Origin of the sequence: Salinibacterium sp. CAN_S4, assembly GCF_015752305.1 — a bacterium.
Taxonomy (GTDB): domain Bacteria; phylum Actinomycetota; class Actinomycetes; order Actinomycetales; family Microbacteriaceae; genus Rhodoglobus.
Window position 1 is genome coordinate 1 of the sequence record NZ_JADOVB010000008.1, and the last position, 20,508, is coordinate 20,508.

Sequence of the window (20,508 nt, forward strand, 5' to 3'; positions counted from 1 at the left end):
TAAATTTCCGGCGTGGTGCGGTCATGCGGTTCTCTACTTTCAGTGAACCCTCATTTTAAGAGGGCCCACTGTCCGAGATATCCGCAGCAGCCCAGACCTGAATCTGATCCTCTCGTGCCGGTCGCGTGTCTCGCGCGCGTACTGCTCTGGTTCTGGTCATTTCTGGTCTTCCTGTTAACGGGGCCACTAGCTGGCCCCCTCCGGTGCACCGGTTCGGCCCCCTAAGGGTTGCTGCTGTGGGCCCTCTATGGGGACCATTTAGTTGACCCCTCGGATCGGGAACGGGAGGGGCTCGTTCACCTCCCGGGACAACGTCGGTGGCCGTGAGCTGTCGAGATTGAGTTCATACTCGGAGGTCGTTCCACGGCCGCCCATCCGCACCCGGCGTATCGCACCGGCGTGGACGAGTTCGCGCAAAGCTCGCTTGACCGCGTGATGGGCAGCTTCACTCCCGTTGTTGGGTGCGAGGTATCCCAGGGCGATCGCGGACGATTCACGACCCGCGAAGTAGCGGCGCTGCAGCTGGTCGTCGCGGTCCTGGTCGAAACACTCCAATGCCATGTGCAGCAACAGCCTGGTTGCCGGCCCGCCGAGCCCGAGTTGGGCTGCGACGAGCACGGCATTCTTGGCAGCAAACAATCCCATCTCTGCTGTCACGCGTAGGCGGGTGAAGTGCGCTCCTTGGCGCTGGCCTCCACCCAGGCGATGACCTCGGAGCGCTTGTAGAGCACCTTGCGCGGGGTGGGTTTGTAGAACCGCGGCCCAATCCCCCGGTACCTCAGCTGTGCGAGCGCTCCGGCTGAGAGGCCCGTGAGCTCGCCGACCGCGGCTGCGTGAATGAAATCGTCGTCCATAATTGCTCCTGTTGATATAGCGACCTTGAGGCGCTTTGGTTGTTATAGTGACGATAGGATCGTCTCGCTGGTTTGACAACCAGAAACGCGATAAGGTGCAAAAATGACGAACTCAGGATCGGCGAAAGCGATCGGCAGCAGGATCCAGGCGCTGCGCCGCGCCCGAGGCATGCGCACCTCGAAAGACCTCGCCGACGCAATCGGCGGCACCATGACCGTCTCGATCATCGAAAACATCGAGTTGGGGCGAAAAGCCAACCTCGATGTCAGCCAGCTCCTGAACATCGCCATGGCATTACAAGTGCCGCCCAGCTACATCCTCGCCCCCATGAACGATCCATCCGCGGAACTGGACCTACCGGGACTCAGCAGCGCCTTCGACGGGATGACCGCCATCGAATTCGACGCATGGCTGGCCAGCATCGACGCCGCGGCATACATGTCCAGAACACTCCCCGGACGAAACTCACTGGTCGAACTCAACGCGCTACGCGAATGGCACACCCTCAACGCCGAAATCCGTCGCCTTCACGTCATGCTCCAACTCGAAGAAGAAGCACTGCCACCCCCATATGACGGCCGCACCCGCGAACGACTCCAGGACGCACAACGCTCAATCAGCCGCCTCGGGCCACTACTCAACGCCGGCGGCTGGGACCTCCCCGTAGACGTGGACGACGACGAACTCGAAGCGAACGCTTCGTAGACACAATTTGTGAGGAGGGACAGTGGGATCAGTAACGGCTTACGCCACATCTGATGGGAAGCGCTACCGGGTCAGGTACCGCAAACCTGATCACAGCCAGACCGACAAACGTGGGTTCAAGACCAAGCGCGAAGCGGAGCTCTTTTTAGCTGCAACCGAGGTATCGAAGGCTCGCGGCGAGTTTGTAGATAGCTCATCTTCCAAGGTTCCCGTCGCTGAACTTGGCAAGGTGTGGCTACCGTCACAGACGCATCTCAAACCTTCGTCGTTCGAGCCGCTAGAGATCGCCTGGCGCCTTTACGTCGAACCTCGCTGGGGCACGACCCCGCTTTCGGACATCCGCTTTTCTGATGTTCAGACATGGGTGTCTCAGCTCACACAGGGCACCGCAGTGACGAGGCACACGAAGGTCGGTCCGCGTTCGGCGACGGTCGTGCTTCGTTGCTACGGAGTGCTCGCAGCGATTTTGGACACTGCCGTCCGCGACCGACGCATCCTCGCTAACCCTGCCCGCGGCGTCTCGCTGCCCCGCAAGGGTAAGCGAGCGCACACTTACCTCAGCCACGAACAGGTCGAAATCCTTGCGAGATCGTCTGGGCAGCACGCGACGCTCGTGCGTCTGCTCTCTTACACGGGTCTGCGGTGGGGCGAAGCGATCGCGTTACGCGTGCGCGATGTCGACACTCTCCGCCGGCGCCTGAGCGTCCGTGAGAACGCGACGCGGGTAAACGGCAAGATCATCGTCGGCACCCCGAAGAACCACTCGGCTCGGGTCGTTCCCTTTCCAGACTTCCTCACGCTCGAGCTCGCTCGCGCGTGTGAGGGCAAGGGTCAGAACGGTCTCCTCTTCGGCAACGGCGTCGACCACCTCAAGCAGCCGGCCCATGGCGACGGTTGGTTTGAAGTGGCGATCGGGCGAGCGAAGGATCTCGACCCGACATTCATCAGGCTCACTCCGCACGATCTGCGCCACACTGCCGCAAGTCTCGCCGTGTCGGCGGGCGGCAACGTCAAAGCAATCCAACGGATGCTCGGCCACTCGTCTGCGGCAATGACACTCGACGTCTACGCAGACCTCTTCGACGACGACCTCGACACTTTGGCCTCGGCACTCGACGCAGCTCGGAATCGGTCGGCCGTCGATTCCGACGTGCCCACACCGCGGAACTCTGCAAATAGAGATCGACATGCCAAGAGCATGCGAACTACGTCGCCATTGTGATCTCGATGCTGGAAAAACAATGCGCTTGCCACGCGCCAGTGATGTCCTTTCAAGTCGCAAAGACCATCCCGCAAACCAGACAGTGGACTCGCTCGGTCGACTGCTCAGGCACTTTAATCGGCTCGTTCGGATGGCACGGCGGTTCTACAATTACCATGTCGTCAGGCTCGTGCAGGGCCTCCGGCGTCGGGATGTCGAAGCTGAACGAAGCGTTCGGTTTGAAAGTGAAGCCCTTCATGCCCTTGAACATGTCCGCCATGGCATCCGAAACCACCTGATCAATCGCTGGCCCGGCGCTGCCGTATCCGTATTCAAGTTGCGCCGGTGTCCACCACGCGTCCAGACCTGACGGTGCTCCGCAGAGCGGGCAGAAGTATTGGCTTGCAGGCTCGGCGTCATGGTCACCCTCGACGTGGCTGAACCACTTGAATTCCTGTTCGCAAGTGGGGCATTCACGGCGAAGAAAGCCGTCACTGTCGAGGGGCAAGGACACGGGAACTCGAATCTCTTCGTCCATCATTTATCCGTTCAAGTCGAGAAAGACATCCTGCTGGACTTGCTCGCCGCCTTCAGTGCGCGCGGTGATCGTGACGTCGAACGCGTCGTCTTTCCCGCCGTTGCCCATGAACCTGCGGTAGCTGAGCACGTCGATTGTTACGGACCGTCCCCCACCCGGGATCTTCGGGATCACGGCGTCGCCATTGGTACGCATGTCGAGCGCGGCATTCTCAGGCACGGTCAGCGCGACTTCGTAGGCTGTTTCGACTCCTCGGTTTATCACCTGGAGTTTGTCGATGCGGTTACCGCCCTTATTGATGTACTTGAGATCGAATTCCAGCGACTTTCGTGTCGGCGCGCTGCTGGGGAGCCTCCTTCCTAGCGCCAATCCGTCTCCGGGCGGAGGGGGCGCGGTGAAGTCCCCCGTTGTGTGCCAATCAGTTCCCGAGATGTCGATCTCGCAACCCGCCGTCCTAAGACGACTTGCGAGCGCTTGGCGGCTAGCCGTCGAATTGTTCAGGCGAATGGCATGGCGACCCGCGACGTCGCTGAACGGGCGTACCTCACCCACCTCGACAAGAACGGTACGCTTCGCGTCCCGTCCAAGCGCCATTCCAGCCTCGAAAAGCACATTGGGTCGCGCCTGTGGTGCAGGCAACATTTCGGTGTCCGTCTCTCCGTGGGCATACCGAGGCTGAAGGTACGCGACTTCATCGGGAGTCATAAGAACGACAATCGCCGTGGCGTGCTCGAAAGCAGCGTCCAATACCTGACCGATGTAGGGAGAACCTTCACCTGTCAGCTCGACTGCCGTCGTCCACTCCATTGGAGAAAGATTGATGCTCCTAAGGAAATCAAACATCGATTTGCGAAGAGCGTCATTTCGCCCGTGCACGACGAATACTGAACGAGTGTTTCTAGGAATTGTGTTCATCGGGGGCACCTCTCGGGTTGTCCGTGCTCCAACGTGCCGAGCATAGAACTAACCCTCGACATCTTTGGGGATTGTCCGCTATTCGGGCAGGTCGCACAAAAAGGTTAAATAGCGCGTGGCGCGGCGCCGTGTTCTCAGCCGGCGGCAGCCGCAATCATGTGAGTATGTCAGTTGACGATCCCATACCAGTTCGGCCGGCGGGGCTGGCGGGTCAAGGCGTGATCAGTGAAGTGCGTGGGCGGGCCTTGGGTCGGGCGGTCCCGGAGGTCTTCTCCATGACAGTGGACACCTCTGACGGGCAGGTTATCTCCGCACGCATGCCCCAGCCCGCGGGCCACATTCCAGTTCGCGGTCAGGCCTACTACTCGATCACTGGCCCCGAAAGATTCGACAGGTGTCCGATCTGTGGGGAAGTGCCCGCGGACGTCCGCGAGCACGTTCCGCCGCATTCAATAGGTGGCCAGGTCCTGACGTACACCTGCGCCGACTGCAATCACAAGTTCGGCACACTCGAATCCCAACTGCTCAACTGGTACCGAGAATCCGTGAACATCCGAGTTCGCGGCGAGGGGCTGCAGGGCCATCGCAACATCGGAGAGGCGCTCGTGCGCGAAGCGTCGGATGGTTCGATGCTGCTCATCCCGACCAACGATTTTCACGCCGACGTGCAGGCTCTCCTTGAATTGGGCAGGGCTCGTATCGCTCCGCAACCACGCAATCCGGACAAGATCCAGGTCAGCGTAGTGAAGTCCGCCTATCTGTCAGCGTGCGCATTCCTCGGAGAGATTCCGAATACACCCCGAACAGTGGCGCTCAGGGCGGAGCTTGTAGCAGCACGCGACACTCGGCGAGGAGAAACGCTGCAACTCGGACCAGTGACTCGATCCATCGCCGTCCACCGCGGCCCAGAAGAGCCCGAGCCTGGTGCGCTTACACTCCTTCGGGTTCGCGCCCTGGCGCCGCGCGCGTGGTGGATCGGTTGGAACAATTCAGTCTTCGTTGAGTGGCCGTTGAAGCCCTCTTTGCTGCTTCCCGCGATCAGGAGACTCAACCTTGCGAGCCCAACTGCAGAGTCGAATGAACCAGTCGAGCTCGCAACCGGCTTGGATGGTTTATGACCCACGTGCTTCCAGCACCGCCTAGACGCGATGGGATGGCAATCGAGCCGGACCAAGCGTGCTCCAGCGACAGCCCTATCCGCCCACCGAAACGACGCACGTCTGTCCTCGCTGACCACGAACCCATTTAAGATGTGGGCAAAATGTGGGCAAACGCCTCCGTGGACCACCTAAATATAATCCAACTTCCGCCTAAACAAGGGGAAGTTGACTCCTACCACGCCGTGCCCCGGCAGGGACTCGAACCCTGACTGGGACGATTTTAAGTCGTCTGCCTCTGCCAATTGGGCTACCGGGGCGGGCCAGCCGCGGCCACCGACCGCGAGCTACCTCTTGGCGATGATCGGCGCTGACTTCTTCGCGTCGTCCTTGGCGGCGGCGGGCGCATCCGCAGCGGGCTTCGGGCGTGACGCGAACTCCTCGAACACAGCGCGAGGAGTGGCGCGCGCTCCGAGCTCGACCTGGTCGCGACCGAGGACGAAGTTGAAGATCCAGTTGCCGAAGACGCGGATCTTGCGCTCCCACATCGGGATCGCGAGTCCGTGGTATCCACGGTGCATGAACCACGCCGGCAGTCCCTTGATCGCGATGTTGCCGGACTGGAAGACGCCGTTGCCGACGCCGAGGCCAGCAACCGCTCCCGCGTTCTTGTGGAAGTAGTCCTTGGGAGCCTCATCGCGCAGCACGGCCACAATGTTCTGAGCCAGGAGCTTGCCCTGGCGGACAGCGTGCTGGGCGTTCGGCACGCAGAAACCGCCGACGCCTCCACCGGTCAGGTCGGGGACGGCACTGACGTCGCCGGCACCCCAGGCACCATCGACGACACCGTCATCGTTGATGACACGCATGTCGGCCTGCACGCGCAGGCGACCGCGCTCCTCGAGCGGCAGGTCGGTGCCGCGCAGCACGGGGTTGGCCATGACGCCGGCCGTCCAGACGATCGTGTCCGAGTCGAAGCTCTCGCCGGTCGACAGCTCGATGTGCCCGCCGACAGCCGACGACAACTGCGTGTCGAGGTGGATCTTGCCGCCGCGCTCGGCGAGATCCTTGATGACCCAGAGGCTCGTCTTCAGCGACACCTCGGGCATGATGCGTCCCATCGCCTCGATGAGGTGGAAGTGCACATCGTCGAAGCTGAGGGTCGGGTAGAGCGGCAGCAGCGATGAGGCGAGGCTGCGCATCTCGGCGAAGGTCTCGATTCCGGCAAACCCGCCACCGACGACCACAAACGTCAGCAGGCGGTCGCGCTCGGGGCCGGCCGGGAGGTTGGATGCCTTGTCGAAGTTGGTCAGGAGCCGGTCACGAACCGCCATCGCCTCTTCGATGTTCTTCATGCCGATGGCCTCGTCGGCCACACCGGGAATCGGGAACGTGCGGGACACGGAACCCGCGGTGACGACGATGACGTCGTAGTCGACATCCCACGGCTCGCCCACCTCCGGCGTGATCGTGGCGGTCTTGGCGGCGTGGTCGATCGCGGTCACCTTTGCGGTGATGACATTCGTCTTCTTGAGGTGCTTGCGGTGAGGAACGACCGCGTGGCGCGGCTCGATGGTGCCAGCGGCCACCTCCGGCAGGAACGGCTGGTAGGTCATGTACGGGAGCGGATCGACCATGGTGACCTCTGCTTCACCGCGGCGCAGCCACTTTTCGAGTTTGCGAGCAGTGTAGAAGCCGGCATAGCCGCCGCCGACGATCAGAATTTTAGGCACGAGTGGTGGTCTCCTGAAGGAAAAGTTCTGGGGTCAAAGTTCGCCACCTAATCTACTCCGTCTCGCGAGCCGCTCTGACCCGCTGGATTCCCAGCACCACTACAGCCACGAACGCGGCGAGAAAGAACAGAACGACCGCGAGCGGTATACCGACGTTCCGCAACAGCGAGACTGTGGGCAGGATGGTGCCGAGCGGAGACTGCGGCCCCGCGGAGTCGGGCGCGACCGGGGCCGCCGTGCTCGTCGGCGGGGAGCTGGGCACGGGAGCCGGCGCGGGTACCGCGGTGCTCGGCGCCCTGCGGTGAACCGTGATCCATTCGGCCAGGCTGCCCATGGGATTCTCTGAGACGCGGGGCACCGATGCCTGCACCGCAGCCTTCGCGTCGATGAGCCCGAACCCGTAGATGGCGTCTGCACCGGGTGCGCCGGCATCCTTCGCCGTCGAGACAACGCGGTTGATGACGTCGTTAGCGTCGAGGCCCGGATGCGCGGCCCGCACCAGCGCGACCACCCCCGCGACGATCGGGGTCGCGCCGCTCGTTCCGCTCCACTTGACGTGCTGCCCGCCGGGGATGACCCCCACGAGCTGCTCGCTGGGAGCGGAGACCGCGATCGTGATGCCCTGGGAGGATGCGTCGAAGCTCGCCTTGCCGTTCGTGTCGACCCCCGCGACGGTCAGCACGCCCGGCATCGTCGCCGGGGCTCCCACCTCGGTCGTTCCGCTGCCCCGGTTGCCCGCAGCTGCCACCACGACGACATCGTTCTCCATCGCGTAGAGGAACGCGTCGTCCCAGCTTTCCGGCCAGTCGAGAGTGTTGCGCGTGAGCGACATGTTGATGACGTCGGCGCCCTTGTCGACGGCGTACCGCACAGCTCCGGCAATCTGGTCGTCCGAGGTGCTAGCGCCCTCGCCGAAGCCGATCGAGATGGAGAGGATGGATGCCGCCGGAGCCGCCCCGATCACGCCGTCGGTCGCGCTCGTGCCCCTGCCCGCGGCGAGCGACGCGACCATGGTGCCGTGTTCGGGCCCGTCGGTGCCCACGGGCTTCTGCCCGTTGGGAGAACCGAGCCCCGAGAAATCCGTGCCACCGACAACGGCGCCCGCGAGCTCCGGCACGCTGCCATCCACCCCGGTGTCGATGACGGCGATAGTGACGCCGGCACCCTGGGTCGTCGCCCATGCCGCGCGGATGCCGTAGCTGTCGAGCCAGTACTGGTCGTCTCGCACGGCATCGGCAGAGGCCGCCGATCCGCCGAAGAGAACGGATGCCGCAACCGCCGTCACGACTGCCGCAGCCCCCCAGCGCCTGCTCACGGGGTGTCCGCAGCTGAGTAGTCCGCGCACTGGCAGACGCTCGGGCTCCACCCCGAGCGCTCGAGTGCGACGTCACCGATCGGATTCACGCCGGGCCCGGCCGCGAGGCTGTGGCCCACGAGGGCGTGCAGGCATTTCACCCGGTCGGGCATGCCGCCGGCCGAAATGCCGTTGATCTCCTCGACGACGTCGAAGCTCTCACGATCGGAGATGTACGACATATGCGCGTCGCGGTATGCGTCGTGGATGCCGTCGTCGGCCAACAGTCCGGCCAGTTCCGGCATCACGCTGTTGGCTTCGAGAGTCGATACCGCGGCCGTCGCCGCCGGGTGGGTCAGGTAGTAGAACGTGGGGAACGGAGTGCCGTCGGTGAGTCGCGGTTTCGTCGACACGACGGTCGGGGCGCCGCACACGCACCGCGCCGAAATCCCGACCACGTCTCGCGCGGGTCGGCCGAGCTGGAGGGAGACGATCCGCACATCCTCTGCGGTCGGAGCGTCGAACGGCGGCCTCACGGGGTCACCGCATCCGGAACGCCGAACGCCGGCACCTCGAGTTCGACGGGTGGGGCATCCGTCAGTCCGGCGGTGAAGATCGAGGAAAGCAGGGTACTGGTCCAATCGACCTGGGTGGTCTGGATCTGGTCGCTGATCGGCAGGCCGTTCTGGGTGACCACGGGGTCACCGCCACCGAGCACGAGGTAGCTCACCTCGCCGGGGAACACGTAGAACAAACGCTCCCTGGCCTGTGACTTGACGTAGGCGGGATCACTCCACCGGGCGACGTTGTCGTTGAGGTCGTCGACAGCCTGCTGCGCGTTATCCACGTCCTGCTGCAGGGCGGTGAGTTGCTGGCGTTGTTCGATGAACACGCGAAGATTCGGAGCCAGCACGATGACCGCCAGGATCAGCAGCGACAGCATGAGGAAGGTGAACCCCGAGAGTCGGATGGTGCGCAACCAGTGTTCCGGCGCGCTCTCCTGCGGAAGCGACACCGGCACTCGAGTCGTCATTCGCCTGGCCATGGGTTAGAGCTTAAACGACGCGAGTCATAAACCCCGCCGCGACGGGGCCGCTCACCGGAACGGGCGCCGCAACCGATGGTCGCGACGCCCGTTCGTGTAAAGCGTGTTACTTGCCGAACCTCGGGAAAGCGCTGCGGCCGGCGTAGACCGCGGCGTCGCCGAGCTCCTCCTCGATGCGCAGCAGCTGGTTGTACTTCGCGACGCGATCGGACCGGGCCGGCGCGCCGGTCTTGATCTGTCCGGAGTCGGTCGCCACCGCGAGGTCCGCGATGGTGGTGTCTTCGGTCTCGCCGGAACGGTGCGAGATGATCGTCGTGTATCCGGCGCGCTGTGCCATGGCCACCGCGTCGAGCGTCTCGGTCAGGGTGCCGATCTGGTTGACCTTGACGAGGATGGAGTTGGCCGCCTTCTCGTCGATGCCGCGCTTGAGTCGGGTCGGGTTGGTGACGAACAGGTCGTCGCCGACGAGCTGCACCTTGTCACCGAGCACTGACGTGAGGTGGGTGTAACCGGCCCAGTCGTCCTCGTCCAGCGGGTCTTCGATGGTGGCCAGCGGGTAATCGTTGACGAGGCCCACCCAGAATTCGGTGAGCTGCTCACCCGAGAGCTGCTGGTTCTCGAACGAGTACACGCCGTCCTTGTAGAACTCGGTCGCCGCGACATCCAGGCCCAGAGCGAAGTCGACGCCCGGCGTGAAACCGGCGGACGAGATCGCGTTGACGATGAAGTCGAGGGCTGCGCGGGCACCGGGAAGGTCGGGCGCGAATCCACCCTCGTCTCCCAGGGCGGTGTTCTGGCCGGCCTTCTTCAGCTCGGCCTTGAGGGCGTGGTAGACCTCGGTGCCCCAACGGAGGGCCTCCGAGAAGCTGTCGGCGCCGATCGGCAGCACCATGAACTCCTGGATGTCCAGGGCGGTGTCGGCGTGCGCGCCGCCGTTGATGATGTTCATCATCGGGACGGGCAGCGTGTGGGCGTTGGGGCCGCCGAGGTAGCGGAACAGCGGAAGGTCGGCCGAGTCGGCGGCGGCCTTCGCGACCGCGAGGGACACACCGAGCAGTGCGTTGGCACCGAGCTTCTGCTTGTTGTCTGTGCCGTCGAGCGCGATCATCTCGGCATCGATCAGGCGCTGGTCTGCGGCGTCGAAGCCCTCGATGGCGGGGCCGAGCACGTCGAGAACCGAGTCGACGGCCTTCAGAACACCCTTGCCGCCGTAGCGCTTGGGGTCGCCATCGCGCAGCTCGTACGCCTCGAACGCACCGGTGGATGCGCCGGACGGCACTGCCGCACGCGTCACGATTCCGTCTTCGAGCAAGACCTCAACCTCGATGGTCGGGTTTCCCCGGGAGTCGAGGATTTCGCGAGCGCCAACTGCTTCGATCAAAGCCACAGGGGTATCTCCTTATAGTGAAAAAGCCGGGACGTCAGTGGTGGTGTCCCGAACAAATCCTAGTCCCGGTCGGGAAACAGGCCGGAGAACACTGTCCCATTATCGAGCCAACACCGCAGTGCCGCGTTGAAGAGATCGGGGCTCTCGACATTCCACTGGTGGTGGAGTCCCCTCGCCGTCGCAACGAGGCTACCGGGGATGCCGTCCCGCACGGCATCGAGCGATCCGCCGGTGATCGTGGCCGAGTCCAGAGATCCCGCGACGGCCAGGGTCGGCGCCGTCACCGTCGCGAGCACGTCGCTGGGGATGCCCAGTCGCACCTCCTCGAGGATCGCACGGGCCGTCCGCACATCGATGCCGAGGCCCGTGTCGATGAGCTGTTCGGCGTCATCCCCGCTGAGTCCGTAGGCCTTCGCGGTCGCCGCCCAGAACGCGCGCTGGTTCCACGCCACCAGTGAGAGCCTGCCGAGCAGCACGTCGCGGCGGCGAGGCGGGGCAACCTGGGCACTCGCGAGAAAGAGGCTGGAGACGAGTCGTGGATGCCGCGACGCGAGGTGCACCGCGACGGTGGAGCCGAGCGACAACCCGACCACGTGCGCCGGCACCTCTCCGAGCACGGCGGCCAGGGCATCCGCCGCCTCGGCCGTCGACCGCCACGGGAGCTCATTGCTGTCACCGAACCCGGGCAGGTCGGGCACGAGAATGCGGTAGTCGCCGAAGGCGGGAACCTGCGGCCCCCACATCCATCCCGCGACCGTACCGCCGTGCAGCATGAGCAGCGTCTCGCCCTGCGGATCGCCCAGTTCACGGACTTTCATCGGCCCGACCGTCATGATCCGAGGATCCGCTCACCGTTGGCGATGATGCGGTCGAGCGCTGCGGCGAGCGCGGGCTCGTCGACACCGTGGTCGAGGCCATCCTGGTGCTGCTCGAGCCCGGCCCATGCCACGGTGACGAGCCCGGCGCCCTTCCTCGAGAGGCTCACGATGTTGGCGCGGGAGTCAGCGGGGTCTGGCGCAACGCGGAGCAGTCCTGCCTCCACGAGCGCGGACACCCGTTGGGTGATGGATGCCCGTGACACGTCGAGCGCGGTCGCCACCGCCCGCTGGCTCGGCTCCCCCATGACGCGCACCATCAGCAGCACGAGGAACAGGGCGTAGCGGATGCCGTGCTCGCGGCTCAGGTACGCGTCGGCGACGCGGTCAATGAGCGCGGTCGCCCGGTGCAGCTTGAAGGCCGTGCTGGAGGTGATGTCGTCGTTCATATTGTTAAGTAGTTAACAATAAGAGGGGGTTCGCGTCAACCTAGCTGCTTGAACTCCGGTGTCACCGTGGTGGCGTCGACGAATGCATAGGAGCCGAAACCGGCAGCGACGAGCTGGTCGAGCAGCGGTTTGACATTCTTCGGCCGACGTTCCACCCTGACCCGGCGACCGTCCGCGACGAGGGCAGCTTTCAGGCCGAGGAGGGCGGCGGGCGACATCGTGGGGTCGTGGATGAGGGCGACGGCATCCGCCACCTCGGAGCTCTCGAGTTCGACCAGCTCGACGATCCGCTCGAACCCGAGCGAGAAGCCCACAGCCGGAACGTCGCTGCCGAGGAAACGGCCGATCATGCCGTCGTAACGTCCACCGCCACCGAGCGAATAGTTCACCGACGGGTGTGCGACCTCGAAGATCGTGCCCGTGTAATAGCCCATCCCCCGCACCAGCCAGGGATCGAACTCCACGACATCGCGGCCGACGACCTCGGTCGCAGCCTCACCGATCGCGGCGAGTTCGGCGACCGCCACGGGGTCGACCCCCTCGGGCAGCGCCTTGCGGATCGCGGCCTCACCGAACGGCAGCAGCTCTGTGGCGACGGGGCGCGTGAAAAACTCGTTCAGGGCGTCGACCGGTCCCGCGGGAAATCCACGGTCCCTCAGCTCGGTGATGACGCCGTCGTGGCCGATTTTGTCGAGCTTGTCGATGGTGACGAGCACCGGCTCATGTTCCTTCGGCGGGAACCCCAGCAGCTCGAGCGCGCTCGTGAGCAGTCGGCGGTCGTTGATGCGGATGCTGCACCCGTCGAGCCCGAGAGCGTCGATCGTCGCGACCGTGGCTGTGATGAGTTCGACCTCGGCGATCGGGCCGGCCTCGCCGATGATGTCGATGTCGCACTGCACGAACTGGCGATAGCGACCCTTCTGGGGTCGTTCCGCTCGCCAGACCGGGCCGATCTGGATGGATCGGAAGACCGTCGGGAGCTCTCCGCGGTGGCTGGCGTAGAAACGGGCGAGCGGAACCGTGAGGTCGAACCGCAGCCCGAGGTCTGCGAGGTCGAGCGGCTGGTCGGCGGCGCGGAGGTCGTCGGTGGTGAGCGCGCGCTTCATCACCGCGAAAGCGAGCTTCTCGTTGTCTCCGCCCAGGCCGGCGTGCAGCCTGTCACTGTCCTCCATGACGGGCGTCTCGATCTCGTCGAAACCATGTGAGCGGAACGTGTTCCGGATGACGCCGAGCACGCGTTCGCGCTGCGCCTTGTCTGCCGGCAGGAAATCGCGCATGCCGCGGGAAGGGGTGACCGATGATGCCATGGTTCGATTCTGTCGCACTTGTCGCGATTGGCCAGCCCGCACCTGAGCCACGCTCACCCACTCGTCACCCCGGTATCCCCAATTCGGGGTACACTGAGTGGGCGGTCGTGACGTTGACGTATGTCCGAAAACCAGCTGCCAGCGCTTGGAAAGTGTTGATAAAACATATCCATATGACGAACCGGTAGGTCGGGTAATCCTGCCGGTTCTGGGGTGCGCTTATTCCCACGATGTTTTCGTCGAGGTTGAATTTCGTGCCTCGGTGCCCTCTCCATTCGGGTTGGAGAGGGCACCATCCCCACAGCTCGCCTGTGACCCGCCGGAAACCCTCCCGCGACCCGCCAGCGACCCGCTCGCGACCCGTTAGTCGGACGTGCCGATCACCCCGGCATCGGATGCGGCCTCGATCTCGAAATCGCGGATCTCCTGCTGCAGGCCCCGAAGCGCCGACCGCAGCGCACGCTCGGAATCGAGCCCGTTCGCCTTAGCGGATGCCACGATCGCCAGCAGCAGCGGACCGAGCTCGTCTTCGTCGGTGACGTTGACGGCTCCGGGCAGCGTGGCATCGAGCAGGCCGACCTTGTGTGCGCGGCCGAGGAGTTTGTCGGCGAGCGCGAGCGCGGGCATCCGCTGTGGAATCCCGTCGAGCACACTCGTGCGGTGCGGTTTCTCGGTCTTTTTGAGGTCGTCCCAGACGGCCATGACGTCGTCGGCCGTTTCGGCCACAGCATCACCGAACACATGTGGATGTCGCCCGATCATCTTCGCCGTCATGTGCGCGGCCACATCCTCGAGGGTGAACTGGCCAGCTTCGGCCGCGATGTCGGCATGGAACACCACCTGGTACAGCACATCGCCGAGTTCTTCGATGAGCTCGTCTTTGTCCCCCGTCTCGATGGCGTCGACGAGTTCCCACGTCTCCTCGATGAGGTACTGCACGAGCGATTCGTGGGTTTGCTCCCTGTCCCAAGCGCAGCCACCCGGGGCGCGCAACCGTTCGAGCACCGCAATCAATTCGTCGAGTTTCGGATGCGGTGCGCTCTGGGGCTGGGTCATGCTTCAATCCTTGCACTGGCCGGGGCTCGGCTCGTGGGCGGGCCAACTACCCACGGCGACCAGCGTGGGCCGGCGTAGCGGCGCCATGCGCTCTCGCGCGCTCAGTTGCGGGTCATCAGGCGCTCGCGCGCCTTCGGTCACCGGTCGCCAGTCATCAGGCACTCGCGCACCGTCGGTCGCCGGTCGCCGGTCGCCGGTCCCCGGTCGCCAGTCCCCAGTTGCCAGTCACTCTTGCTCCATTGATCGCCGGTCGCCGGTCCCCAGTTGCCAGTCACTCTTGCTCCATCGGTCACCAGCCGCAAGGCACTCGCGCGCCATCGGTCACCGGCCGTCAGGCACTCTCGCGCGCAAGGTCTCGCATGGCAGAGCTCTTCGACGGCATCAGGATCGGCGCTTGACCCGGATCTATGTCCGGCGGTGGCACGAGCCAATACTGAGATCCCTTTCGAGTGATCTCCCACCCGTTGTTGTGAATCAACAGATGATGGTGCCGGCACAGCAGGATTCCATCTGCGACGTTTGTGCTTCCACCGTCCCGAACCCATTGCTTCACGTGGTGGGCTTCGGTCCATGACGGCGGCCGCTCGCAGCCGGGGAACCGGCATCCGCCATCCCGTGCCGCGAGCGCAATCCGCTGACGGTGCGTGAAGAGACGCTGATCCCTGCCGACATCGAGTGGCTGGCCCTGATCGAAGAGGATCGGCATAACCGCTCCCGCGCAGGCGAGCCGTTGGACGGTCTGAATCGAGATGGGATCCGGCTGGCCCTCGAGTCGCCCGCACCCGATCCCTGACGCCAGAGCTGTGGCCGTCACCAGCACACGAACCGACGGAGCGCCAGATCCCAGCAGCGCAGAGTCGTCGGCTGCGGCGCCGTGGCGCAACAGTTCGAGGAACACGTCAGATGCGAGCTGCTCGGTGGTGCGCGGATCGGCGAGGATGCGCTCGGCCGTCGTCTCGAGTTCCCCGCGAAAGCGCGGACCACCGCGGCGCGGGGATGTCGCCCGGTCGTAGAGTTCGGCGGCGACAGCGGCGGACTCGGGATCGAGGAGCCACGTCAGCCGCCCCATCCCATCCGGCTGCCTGGTGAATCGGAGGGATCGACGCTCGCGTCGTTCACGCTCCCTGTCTGCGACACCCAGTTCGTCGAGTTCATCGCGGAGTTGGCGCGCGCGGCGGAAGAGTCGGTCGGGATCGAGAGTGGCAGCCTCGGCGACGAGTTGCTCCGCAGTCGACGCCAGCATGGGGATCGAGACGGTGAGAGCAGGCTCACCCAGCCCTGACTGGATGGCGTCAGCCGAAGCGACGGGAAGGGATCCCGCCACGAGCGCGCCGCTTACTGCGACGAGCCACGGCCTCTGCGGAGTGCTCGCGAGCTGGGAGTCCCTGGACTGGAGCCCCACGCGCACAGCAGCGCTGGCCTCCCGAGCGGTGGACCGCGCGGAGACGCGGACAAGCTCCTCCGGAGTGCGGTAGCCGTTGCGCTGCGCGAGCCCGGAATGGCCCAGGGACGGAGCTGACCGATGGGCGATCTCTCCAGCGATGACGGCCGCATGAGCTTCGACCAGTTGGCGTTCGCGTGCCGCCAGGCGATGGAGCTCCAGCAGGGTCCCATCATCGAGATCGCGATAGTCGATCGCCGCAGTCGAAACGAGTGTGAGAGCGTCAACCGCGGATGACATCAGAGCACTCAGCGCACTCAGCGCAGACGCCACCGGCGCTGCTGTCTGGGTGCTGATGAAGGTCATACGACAATTCTTGACCTCGAACACATGTTCGACAATAGGTTCCGACACATCTTGGGATAAGTCATTCGAGCCGGGGCTGTGGAGGACAGGAACGCGGTGGTGTTGCGACAGAGAAACCCGGTATCTGGAGGCGGGAAACGCAGTGGTGGTGCGAAGGAGAAACCCGGTATCTGGAGGCGGGAAGCGCGGTGGTGGTGCAACGGAGAAACCCGGGATTCGGAGGAGCGGAACGCGGTGGTGTTGCGGCGGAGAAAGCCGGGGCTGTGGAGGGCAAGAACGCGGTGGTGGTGCGGTGGAGTAACCCGGGATCGGGAGGTGGGGACCGGGTGGCCGACGATGAACCCCGGCCGCGGCATCCTGAGCAGAACGTCACTCGGGAGGGCACCCCAGCCCCTGAATCACTCTCGCCCAATAGTTCACCTGCGCCGAAGTCGTGGCGAGCACCACGAGCTCTCGCGGCGTGAACATCGCGGTGAGTTCGGCGCCATACTCCGGCGTGAAGTCCAGCGGCGTCGCCGACACTCGGCGCGCGTACTCGATCGCCATCCGCTCGAGGGGCTCGAATGTGTCGAGCGGGGCCAGTCCCTGGACGGCGGCGAGCTCATCCTGAGTCATCAATTTCTCCCAGCCCTCGGAGTTCATGCCCACGCAAAAGGGGCACGACACCGCAAAAGAGACGGCCATACGCACGAGCTTGAGCGTACGTTCGGTGAGCCGGCCGTCGTCGTGCGCGATGAGCGACTCGAGCACGGCCGACCCGACGGCGGCCTTCGGATACCACGCCAGCAGTTGCGCCGGCAGCAGCGCTGTGCCCGTGCGGCGCTGCGCGATCCGCAATCCCCATCGCAGGTAGAACGGCATGCGGTTCGGCGGGCTGAGGTAGGCGCTGGTGCTCATGAGACTCATCATCCCCCTGTTGGCGGCGCGCGGACCCTCCCGCCGACCTGTCAGAATCGTGCCATGCCCCAACGCTTCAGGCCCGTGCTTCTGGTGCTGCTCACCCTCATCGCGATCGTGGTCGCGGTGCTGCTCGGCCGGCTGGCCGGCGTCGGCACGACCGCAGTGACCCCGACCACGCAACCGGCAGCGGGCGGCATCCCGAGCGCCGCCACCGAGGCGACAGTCGAATACGTGCACGACGGCGACACCCTCTTCCTCGCCGACGGCCGCAAGGTCAGGATGCTCGGAATCGACACTCCCGAAATCGGCGACAATCTCGAATGCTACGGCGACGAAGCGACCGGGCTCTTGCGTCAACTCCTCCCCGAGGGCACTCACGTGTGGGTTCTCCCCGACATCGAGCCGCTGGACCAATACGGTCGCTCATTGCTGTTCATCTATACGGATGACTCCACCAACGTCAATCTCGAGATGCTCAGGCAGGGCGCCGCCGAGGTCGAAATGTATCGGCCGAATCTGTTGTTCCAGTCCGAGATCGAAGCGACTGAGCGCTCTGCCGTCGATGCCGGAGCCGGCATGTGGGGCGCCTGCTGACAGTCGCTGCTGCGACACTGGGAGGCGTGACAGATACGCGAAGCGCAGCCCTGGCCATCCTCCGCACCCTGGTCGGCCGGGACGACGCCCACTTCCACGACGGGCAGTTCGAGGCGATCACTGCACTCGTCGATGACGCGAGCCGGGCTCTCGTCGTGCAGCGCACCGGGTGGGGCAAGTCGGCGGTGTACTTCGTCGCGACACTGCTGCTGCGCCAGCGGGGCGCCGGTCCGACCATCCTGGTGTCGCCGCTGCTGGCGCTCATGCGCGACCAGATCACCGCGGCATCCCGCGCGGGCGTGCGCGCGGTGGCGATCAACTCGACGAATCCGCACGAGTGGGCCGAGATTCAGGCCCGGCTTCAGGATGACTCGGTCGATGTGCTGCTCGTGAGCCCGGAGCGGCTCAACAACCCGTCGTTCCGCGAGACGCAGTTGCCTGACCTCGTCGCGCGCACAGGACTGCTCGTGGTGGACGAAGCGCACTGCATCAGCGACTGGGGCCACGACTTCCGCCCTGACTATCGGCGACTACGCGACCTGATCGCGGAGCTGCCCGCCGGAGTTCCGGTGCTCGCCACGACGGCGACCGCGAACTCGCGCGTGGTGGCCGACGTCGCCGAGCAGTTAACTGGCGCGGTGGAGCTTGGGCAATCGCGCCAGCGATTGCGCGACCCCAGCGCCGACCGAGCCAGCGAGGTCGGTTCAGTTATAACCATCCGCGGTCCCCTCGCCCGTCGCTCCCTCCGCCTCGGGGTGCTCCGGCTCCCGGATGCCGCCGCGCGGCTCGCCTGGCTCCTCACCCACCTCGGCGAGCTTCCCGGCAGCGGCATCATCTACACGCTCACGGTCAGCGCCGCCGAGGACACTGCGCGGCTGCTGCGCGATGCGGGCCACGACGTGCGGGCGTACACCGGCCAGACCGACACGGCCGAGCGGCAGGATGCGGAGGAGGCGCTCAAGCGCAACGAGGTCAAGGCGCTGGTCGCCACGAGCGCCCTGGGCATGGGCTTCGACAAGCCCGACCTCGGGTTCGTGCTGCATCTGGGCGCTCCATCCTCTCCCGTCGCGTACTACCAGCAGGTGGGCCGTGCCGGCCGCGCGACAGAGAACGCTGACGTCTTGCTGTTGCCCGGCCCGGAAGACGAGGCGATCTGGGAATTCTTTGCGACGGCATCCATGCCCAGCCAGGAGAGGGCCGAGGCCGTGCTCGCCGAGCTCAGCGACCAGCCGCTCAGCACCCCCGCGCTCGAGGCGAGGGTCAACATCAAGCGCACGCCGCTCGAGTTGCTGCTGAAGGTGCTCGACGTCGACGGCGCGGTGCAGAAGGTGCGGGGCGGGTGGGTGTCGACGGGGCGCGCGTGGCAGTACGACCGCGAGCGCTACGAGCACATCGCCGCGGAGCGCAAGGCCGAGCAGCAGCACATGCTCGACTACGAGGCGCTGCTGGCCGGGGAATCCGGGTGCCGCATGCAGTTTCTGCAGCGGTCGCTCGACGACGACACCGCGACCCCGTGCGGGCGCTGCGACAACTGTGCCGGGGCGTGGTTCTCTGCCGATTTGGCTCAGGATGCCACGGCGCAGGCCGCGACGTCGCTCGACCGTGTCGGGGTGCCGATCGACCCGCGCGCGCAATGGCCGACCGGTTCCGCCGTCGCCCGCGGCAACATTCCCGCCGCCGAGCGGATGCTGGAGGGCCGAGCCCTGGCCCGCCTCACCGACCTCGGCTGGGGTGGAGCGCTGCGAGCCCTGTTCGCTGCGGGAGCGGTGGACGCCCCGGCCTCCCCCGCGATGCTCGCCGCGTGCGTGCGGGTGCTGGCGGGGTGGGGGTGGGCCGAGCGCCCGGTCGGTGTGGTCGCGATGCCGTCGCGCGGTCATCCACTGCTCATTGATTCGGTGGCGCGAGGGTTGGCCGCCGCTGGCAAGCTCCCGTACCTGGGGGCACTCGACTACGCGAATCCTCCGCAGGGTGGGCCGGGCGGCAACAGCGCGTTCCGCCTGGCGCAGGTGCACGACGCTTTCTCGGTGCCGTTCCCGCTTCCTGACGGGCCGATCCTGCTCGTGGATGACCTCGCCGACAGCCGCTGGACGCTCACCATCGCCTCCCGCGAGCTGCTGCGCGCGGGCGCTGGCGGCGTGCTGCCGTTCTCGCTCGCGCTGCGGTAGCGGGATTCAGTCCAGGCTGCCGCGCGGCGCGATCCACAGGTGCGGCTGCCCGGTCACAGAGGCGATGTGTTCGAAGTCGGCGTCATAGTGCAGAATGACCGCGCCGTGATGCTCAGCGATCGCAGCGGTCATCAGGTCAATGATTCCGGCGGCTCGATGCTGGCCCCGTGTCGCCATCCTGAGCTGGGTCTGGCGCGCACGGTCCGCGATCCCTTCGGTGATGGGCAGGTTGACGTACAACCTGCTGCGCGCATCCATGATGTCCCGCACGTCATCAGCTGAGCGTCCGGAGTATCCCGCTTCGAGATCGACGGTGACGCAGGTAGCCGCCAGTCCATCCGCAATGAGAGCAGTGAGCGCCTCCCCCACCGCAGCGACCCGAACTCTCGCGAATGCCGACGTGTCGACCAGGTAGAGATGCCCGGCCCTCGCCGCAAAGGTCATCGGCGCGCTGCACTCATCACGTCGCTATCGCCGATGTCGGCCCCGACGCCATAACCGTGGCTGGCATCGAGCGCCGCGGCGACGCGTTCTCGCCGGCCCGCTACGAAGACCAACGCCGCGTTCACCGTGTCTTTTTTAGTGGATGTTCCGAGCTCGACCGATGCGGCAGCGAGAGCCTCATCGTCCAGATCGATAACAGTTTTCATATACACGATCGTAAACCTCATATACATCAAGCTCAATAGAAGGAATTCAGCTAGT

General features: G+C 65.2%; 22 protein-coding genes and 1 tRNA gene. 5 read left to right on the top strand and 18 right to left on the bottom strand.

From position 1 onward, the window contains the following. Positions 1-258 precede the first annotated feature (258 nt). Both IWX81_RS14765 and IWX81_RS14770 read right to left on the bottom strand, forming a co-directional pair. Positions 259-645 (bottom strand): hypothetical protein, encoded by a 387-nt coding sequence (locus IWX81_RS14765; protein ID WP_199282109.1) that lies wholly within the window; start codon positions 643-645, stop codon positions 259-261. 8 nt (positions 646-653) lie between these two features. After that, positions 654-854: a helix-turn-helix transcriptional regulator gene (locus IWX81_RS14770; RefSeq protein WP_199282110.1), complete on the bottom strand. Its 201-nt coding sequence runs from the start codon at positions 852-854 to the stop codon at positions 654-656. A 103-nt stretch (positions 855-957) separates the two neighbouring features. Between IWX81_RS14770 and IWX81_RS14775 the strand changes: the two genes are divergently transcribed. Together IWX81_RS14775 and IWX81_RS14780 are read left to right on the top strand one after the other, a co-directional pair. Next, the gene (locus tag IWX81_RS14775) at positions 958-1,560 is read left to right on the top strand and encodes a helix-turn-helix domain-containing protein (protein ID WP_199282111.1); all 603 of its coding nucleotides are present in this window, start codon (positions 958-960) and stop codon (positions 1,558-1,560) included. 364 nt (positions 1,561-1,924) lie between these two features. Then, complete coding sequence (locus IWX81_RS14780) at positions 1,925-2,782, top strand: tyrosine-type recombinase/integrase (protein ID WP_334594416.1); 858 nt, start codon at positions 1,925-1,927, stop codon at positions 2,780-2,782. A 49-nt stretch (positions 2,783-2,831) separates the two neighbouring features. On the opposite strand, the gene IWX81_RS14785 is transcribed toward IWX81_RS14780, so the two are convergent. Together IWX81_RS14785 and IWX81_RS14790 are read right to left on the bottom strand one after the other, a co-directional pair. Then, positions 2,832-3,302: a hypothetical protein gene (locus tag IWX81_RS14785; RefSeq protein ID WP_199282113.1), complete on the bottom strand. Its 471-nt coding sequence runs from the start codon at positions 3,300-3,302 to the stop codon at positions 2,832-2,834. Continuing rightward, complete coding sequence (locus IWX81_RS14790; RefSeq protein ID WP_199282114.1) at positions 3,303-4,214, bottom strand: TIR domain-containing protein; 912 nt, start codon at positions 4,212-4,214, stop codon at positions 3,303-3,305. Between the two features lie 275 nt (positions 4,215-4,489). On the opposite strand from IWX81_RS14790, the gene IWX81_RS14795 reads away from it, so the two are divergent. Then, positions 4,490-5,332 carry a hypothetical protein gene (locus IWX81_RS14795; protein ID WP_199282115.1) on the top strand — a complete coding sequence of 281 codons (843 nt, stop codon included), beginning with the start codon at positions 4,490-4,492 and terminating at the stop codon, positions 5,330-5,332. Positions 5,333-5,557: 225 nt separating this feature from the next. Here the strand turns inward: IWX81_RS14795 and IWX81_RS14800 are convergent. The 12 genes from IWX81_RS14800 to IWX81_RS14855 form a co-directional block, all read right to left on the bottom strand. Then, positions 5,558-5,631 (bottom strand) — tRNA-Leu (locus tag IWX81_RS14800). Positions 5,632-5,658: 27 nt separating this feature from the next. Continuing rightward, positions 5,659-7,044 (bottom strand): NAD(P)/FAD-dependent oxidoreductase, encoded by a 1,386-nt coding sequence (locus IWX81_RS14805; protein ID WP_199282116.1) that lies wholly within the window; start codon positions 7,042-7,044, stop codon positions 5,659-5,661. 52 nt (positions 7,045-7,096) lie between these two features. Further along, positions 7,097-8,359, bottom strand: a complete 1,263-nt coding sequence (locus IWX81_RS14810; RefSeq protein WP_442977829.1) for a S8 family serine peptidase — start codon at positions 8,357-8,359, stop codon at positions 7,097-7,099. Beyond that, positions 8,356-8,874, bottom strand: a complete 519-nt coding sequence (locus IWX81_RS14815) for a DUF501 domain-containing protein (RefSeq protein ID WP_199282118.1) — start codon at positions 8,872-8,874, stop codon at positions 8,356-8,358. Before IWX81_RS14815 ends, IWX81_RS14810 begins: the two co-directional genes overlap by 4 nt. Next, positions 8,871-9,383: an FtsB family cell division protein gene (locus IWX81_RS14820; protein WP_199282119.1), complete on the bottom strand. Its 513-nt coding sequence runs from the start codon at positions 9,381-9,383 to the stop codon at positions 8,871-8,873. Before IWX81_RS14820 ends, IWX81_RS14815 begins: the two co-directional genes overlap by 4 nt. Before the next feature lie 106 nt (positions 9,384-9,489). Next, positions 9,490-10,770, bottom strand: a complete 1,281-nt coding sequence (eno, locus tag IWX81_RS14825; protein ID WP_199282120.1) for a phosphopyruvate hydratase — start codon at positions 10,768-10,770, stop codon at positions 9,490-9,492. Positions 10,771-10,829: 59 nt separating this feature from the next. Next, positions 10,830-11,603, bottom strand: coding sequence for an alpha/beta fold hydrolase (locus tag IWX81_RS14830; RefSeq protein WP_199282121.1), 774 nt, complete (start codon positions 11,601-11,603; stop codon positions 10,830-10,832). Then, positions 11,600-12,034, bottom strand: coding sequence for a MarR family winged helix-turn-helix transcriptional regulator (locus tag IWX81_RS14835; protein ID WP_199282122.1), 435 nt, complete (start codon positions 12,032-12,034; stop codon positions 11,600-11,602). The genes IWX81_RS14830 and IWX81_RS14835 overlap by 4 nt, the downstream gene beginning before the upstream one ends. Before the next feature lie 35 nt (positions 12,035-12,069). After that, positions 12,070-13,341 (bottom strand): histidine--tRNA ligase, encoded by a 1,272-nt coding sequence (hisS, locus tag IWX81_RS14840; RefSeq protein ID WP_199282123.1) that lies wholly within the window; start codon positions 13,339-13,341, stop codon positions 12,070-12,072. Positions 13,342-13,704: 363 nt separating this feature from the next. Further along, entirely contained in the window at positions 13,705-14,397 is a 693-nt protein-coding gene (mazG, locus tag IWX81_RS14845; protein WP_199282124.1) for a nucleoside triphosphate pyrophosphohydrolase, read from the bottom strand. Positions 14,398-14,728: 331 nt separating this feature from the next. Further along, positions 14,729-16,144 (bottom strand): HNH endonuclease signature motif containing protein, encoded by a 1,416-nt coding sequence (locus IWX81_RS14850; RefSeq protein ID WP_199282125.1) that lies wholly within the window; start codon positions 16,142-16,144, stop codon positions 14,729-14,731. A 369-nt stretch (positions 16,145-16,513) separates the two neighbouring features. Further along, positions 16,514-17,041, bottom strand: coding sequence for a carboxymuconolactone decarboxylase family protein (locus IWX81_RS14855; RefSeq protein ID WP_199282126.1), 528 nt, complete (start codon positions 17,039-17,041; stop codon positions 16,514-16,516). Between the two features lie 63 nt (positions 17,042-17,104). Between IWX81_RS14855 and IWX81_RS14860 the strand changes: the two genes are divergently transcribed. Both IWX81_RS14860 and IWX81_RS14865 read left to right on the top strand, forming a co-directional pair. Next, positions 17,105-17,638, top strand: a complete 534-nt coding sequence (locus IWX81_RS14860; protein WP_199282127.1) for a thermonuclease family protein — start codon at positions 17,105-17,107, stop codon at positions 17,636-17,638. A gap of 26 nt (positions 17,639-17,664) precedes the next feature. Next, positions 17,665-19,803, top strand: coding sequence for a RecQ family ATP-dependent DNA helicase (locus IWX81_RS14865; RefSeq protein WP_199282128.1), 2,139 nt, complete (start codon positions 17,665-17,667; stop codon positions 19,801-19,803). Positions 19,804-19,809: 6 nt separating this feature from the next. Here the strand turns inward: IWX81_RS14865 and IWX81_RS14870 are convergent, their stop codons facing one another. Together IWX81_RS14870 and IWX81_RS14875 are read right to left on the bottom strand one after the other, a co-directional pair. Further along, a complete protein-coding gene (locus IWX81_RS14870; protein WP_199282129.1) occupies positions 19,810-20,247 on the bottom strand; it encodes a PIN domain nuclease in 438 nt (145 codons plus the stop codon). Next, entirely contained in the window at positions 20,244-20,453 is a 210-nt protein-coding gene (locus IWX81_RS14875; RefSeq protein WP_334594425.1) for a type II toxin-antitoxin system VapB family antitoxin, read from the bottom strand. Before IWX81_RS14875 ends, IWX81_RS14870 begins: the two co-directional genes overlap by 4 nt. Between the last annotated feature and the right edge of the window lie 55 nt (positions 20,454-20,508).